This is a genomic window from Actinocorallia lasiicapitis (genome assembly GCF_054778695.1).
The window spans coordinates 1-4,264 of the sequence record NZ_BAAGZI010000460.1 but is presented as its reverse complement, the minus strand read 5'-3'; the positions used below and the strand labels follow the sequence as shown (position 1 = coordinate 4,264).

The following is a 4,264-nucleotide window of genomic DNA, read 5'->3' as shown; positions in this document are numbered from 1 at the left end:
CTGCCCGTCCTGGAGCGCGGCCGCACCGCACCCGCCGCGTCCGCGACCAGCCGACCGGGCGCCGAACACCTGGAGGCCACCGACGCCGCCACCCGCGTCACCGCCCAGATCACCCTCTGGCCGCGCGACGGCGGCACCGCGCTCAGCGTCCACCTCGACGGGGTCCCCCCCGGCACGAGCTGCAGCCTCGTCGCGATCGGCATAGACGGCCGCCGTGACACCGCCGCCGGCTGGACCGTGGCCGGCGAAGGCTACGGCGACTACCGCGGCTCGACGATGATCACGCGGCCGGATCTCGACCGGCTCGAGGTCGTGACGGTCGACGGCCGCACCCTCGTGACCGTCCCGGCCTCCTAACAGGCCCCACCGAACCGGACAATCAGCAACAAATCTAACCCGACAGAATTCAACTTCTGTCGGGTTACGCACCATTTGATACCTCATGCACCTTTTGTGTGTATCGGGCTCACAGTGCGGCGTTGAGACGGGCGTCCTGCCGGGTGAGGTGGTCGCGCTCGGACAGGTTGGGCGCCGCCAGGGCCGCCCCGGCGTACAGGCGGGCAGCGGCGGCGGTGTGCCGGGGCAGGGCAGGACCCAGCTCCCCCGCGGCGGCCAGATCGGCGAGCGGACCGTCGGCCTCCCCCAGAGTGACGGCCCGGTTGAGACGGGTGGTCAGCCCGCGGACGGCGCGCAGGGTGAGGCCGGGGTCAGGGAGGGGCGGGCGCGCAGGATGTACAGGCGGAGGGAGTCGGTCCCCTCCCCCGGTTCTGGCGCGGGTTCGGTTTCGAGGCGTTCCTCGCGGTGCCGTCGGGAGGTCGCGGCGCGGGAGACGTCGAGGAACTTGCGCCAGGACGCGGTGATCAGCCAGCCCTTGGGGTCGCGGGGCGGGTCGCCGGGCCAGGCGCGGACGGCTTCCAGGGGGGCGTCCTGCACGGAGGGCGCCTCGGCACTGCTTGAGCAGCAGGTATTTGGCCATGGTGTCCCTTGGCGGGCATGTTCGGTGCGGGTGACGGTTCGGTAAATACCCTAACTTTGGGTGTTTGTGGGACTTGTGGGGTCTTGGGGGGACCGACCAAGATCTTTGGCCATGGTCGGGGGAAGATTGCTGGCGCGCCGTGGTCTGCACGAGAAGATGCTCGTCTGCGCGGCGTCGCTGACGGTGCTGTTCGCGTTGGTGATGCTGGCGACGTTGACGGCGTTCACCGCGACGGTGACGCGTGAGGGTCTGGCGCGGACGCTGGGGTCGATGACCTTCGATCAGGTCGGCACCCGGGTGTCGCAGCAGGTGAAGGCCGGTGGGTGGGCGGAGTCCGAGGCGTATCTGCGGGAGCGTCTGGCGGCGGCTTATGGGCCGGTGCCGCTGGAGGTGGGGGCGTCGGCGCGGGGTGATTCCTATGCGCTGCCGGGCCAGGAGAAGGACGATCATCCGGAGTTGACGGCGTTCGCGTTGTTCTCGGGGTTGGAGCAGCACGCGCGGTTGGCCGAGGGGGTGTGGCCGTCGGACGGCGGGGCTGACGGTCTGGTGCGGACGGTGGTGTCGGTTCCCGCGGCGAAGCTGCTGAAGGTGAAGGTCGGCGACACGCTGCGGATGGTGAACCGGATCGACCGGTCCCCCGTCACCGCGACGGTGGTGGGGTTGTACGAGGTGGTGGATCCGGCCGATCCGTACTGGCATGGGGACCGGCTGTCGATCGACGGTGTGGAGCGGCTGGGGTATACGACGTTCGGGCCGCTGGTGGTGGATCCGGGGGTGTTCGCGCGGCGGTTCGCGCCGCGCGGGGTGCAGGCGTCGTGGACGGTGCGGCCGGACACGTCGCGGATGGACGCGGGCCGGGTGCATGAGCTGCCGGGCAGGCTGGGCGCGATGGACACGGCGTTGCGGGCCAAGGGGTTCGGGGTGGTGTCGGAGCTGCCGGGCGAGTTGCGGCAGTTGGACACGGCGCTGCTGGTGACGCGGTCGACGATGCTGGTGCCGGTGTTGCAGCTGGTTCTGCTGGCGGGGTATGCGCTGCTGCTGGTGGCGCGGTTGATCGCTGATCAGCGTCGGGCGGAGGTGTCGTTGCTGCGGGCGCGGGGGGCGTCGTTGCGGCAGGTGGGCGGGTTGGCGTTCGTGGAGGGGCTGGTGCTGGCGGTGCCGGGGCTGGTGGCGGCTCCGTTGCTGGCGCCGGTGCTGTTGCGGTGGTCGGCGCACGCTCCGGGGGTGCGGTCGACGGGGTTGCGGTTGGCGGAGGCGCCGACGGGGCTGGTGTGGGTGGTCTCGCTGGTGGCGTCGGTGGGGTGTGCGGTGGCGTTGGCGGTGCCGACGGTCCGTTCGGCGCGTGGGACGTATGTGGAGAGCCAGTCGGGGCGTGGCCGGGGTGAGGCGCGGGGTCCGTTGCAGCGGGCGGGCGCTGATCTGGCGTTGCTGGTGGTGGCGGGGTTGGGGATGTGGCAGTTGACCCGGTACGGGGCGCCGGTCACGTCGACTTCGGGTGGTCTGGGCGTTGATCCGGTGATCGTGGCGGGTCCTGCGTTGGCTTTGCTGGCGGGTGGTGCGCTGGTGTTGCGGCTGGTGCCGGTGGCGTCGGGTGTGGCGGAGCGGTTGGCTGCGGGCGGTCGGGGGTTGGCTCCGGCGTTGGGGGCGCGGCAGATCAGCCGGCGTCCGCTGCGGTATGCGGGTCCTGCGTTGCTGCTGGTGATGGCGGTCGCGGTGGGGATCTTGTCGGTGACGACGTCGGGGACGTGGCGGGCGTCGCAGGTGGCGCAGGCGGATTTCGCGTCGGGGGCGCAGGTGCGGATCGCGGCGCCGTCGGCTGAGGGGCTGCCTGCGGCGGTGGGTCAGCGTGCGGTGTTGGAGGCGTTGCCGGGGGTGGGGGTGGTGAGTCCGGTGCTGCGGGGCAGTGTGCGGGTGGGTGATGGTGATACGGCGCTGCTGGCGGCCGATGCGGGTGCGTTGGCGAAGGTGGTGGTGGGTGAGCCGGATCTGGTGGCGGCGCTGGCCGGGCCCGCGGGTGATCGTCCGGCGGCGCTGGGGGTGCTGCCGGGTGAGCCGAAGCGGTTGGAGCTGCGGTTGCGTGCCTCGGGTGGTGAGCCGGGGTTGACGGTGGAGCTGGCGGCGATGTTCCAGGCGTTCGTGACGGTCGTGGACGGTTCGGGTCTGGTGCGTGAGGTGCCGTTGGGGCGGTTGCCGGCCGATGGCAGGGTCAGAACGCTGACCGCGGATTTGGCGGCACTGGCCGGGCAGGGCGGCCGGTTGACGTATCCGCTGAGCTTGCGCGGTGTGCGGTATGAGCTGCCGCAGGTGCTGTACCGGGGCCGGTTGGACGTCGCGGTGGAGCGGGTGAGCGCCGACGGCGTGCCGGTCGGCCTGCCGTCGGGCGACCGGTGGCGGTGGACGTTCACCCCGCAGGGCGACGTCCCCTCGAACGGCACTCCGGCCAGGTCGGGGGCCGGGTGGACGGTCGGCGTCAAGTACAAGGGTGAGCTGGTCTCCCCGACCGGGTTCGGTTTCCCCGAGCCGGACGTGTTGACGCTGCTGCTGCCCGGCCCGGCCGAGGCTCCGCTGCACGGTCTGATCACCCGGGAGCTCGCCGACACCAAGAGGCTGAAGGTCGGCGACACCCTGGAGGTGGAGGTGGGGGCGCGCGTGAAGATGACGGTGTCGGGCGTGGTGCGGGCGTTGCCGACGACCGATCCGGTGCGTCCGGCGGTCCTGGTGGATCTGGCGGCGTTCAACGAGCGGGCGCTGAACCAGGCGCAGCTTGCGGTGGTGCCGTCGGAGTGGTGGATGTCGGGTTCGCCGGAGGTCGGCGCGGTGGCCGGGTGGGGGTGGGTGCAGGACCGTGACGCCGTCCGGGCGGAGTTCCGGGACTCCCCGCTCGGTGCGGCGTTGCAGGGCGCCTTGTTCCTGGGGTTCCTGGCGGCGCTGCTGTTCGCGGTGGTCGGTTTCGCGATCAACGCGACGGTGTCGGTGCGGGAGCGGGTCACGGAGTTCGCGGTGCTGCGGGCGCTGGGTGCTTCGCCGCGGCAGGTGTTCGGGATGCTCGGCATGGAGCAGGCGCTGCTCGTGCTGCTCGGCTTGGCGGGCGGGCTGGTGCTCGGTCTGGCGGTGGCGTGGCTGGCGGTGCCGCGGCTGGTGCTGTCGGTGCGGGCCAGTGCCCCTTACCCGAAGGTGGATCTGGTGGTGGCTTGGGGGCCGGTGGCGGCGCTGCTGGCCGGTTCGCTGGCGGTGCTGGCCGTGGTGCTCGGCCTGCTGGTGGCGCGGTTGCGGCGGGCGGGCGCGGGT

General features: G+C 72.1%; 3 protein-coding genes. 2 read left to right on the top strand and 1 reads right to left on the bottom strand.

Annotated features, from left to right (window positions below; translation table 11 throughout):
- On the top strand, positions 1-357 hold a 357-nt coding region (locus ACYVE7_RS30165), incomplete at its 5' end, for a hypothetical protein (protein ID WP_460369459.1).
- A gap of 315 nt (positions 358-672) precedes the next feature.
- Here ACYVE7_RS30165 and ACYVE7_RS30160 read toward each other — a convergent pair.
- Positions 673-933: a hypothetical protein gene (locus ACYVE7_RS30160; RefSeq protein WP_460369457.1), complete on the bottom strand. Its 261-nt coding sequence runs from the start codon at positions 931-933 to the stop codon at positions 673-675.
- A gap of 154 nt (positions 934-1,087) precedes the next feature.
- Here ACYVE7_RS30160 and ACYVE7_RS30155 point away from each other — a divergent pair.
- The coding region (locus ACYVE7_RS30155; RefSeq protein WP_460369456.1) for an FtsX-like permease family protein at positions 1,088-4,264 on the top strand (3,177 nt) is incomplete at its 3' end.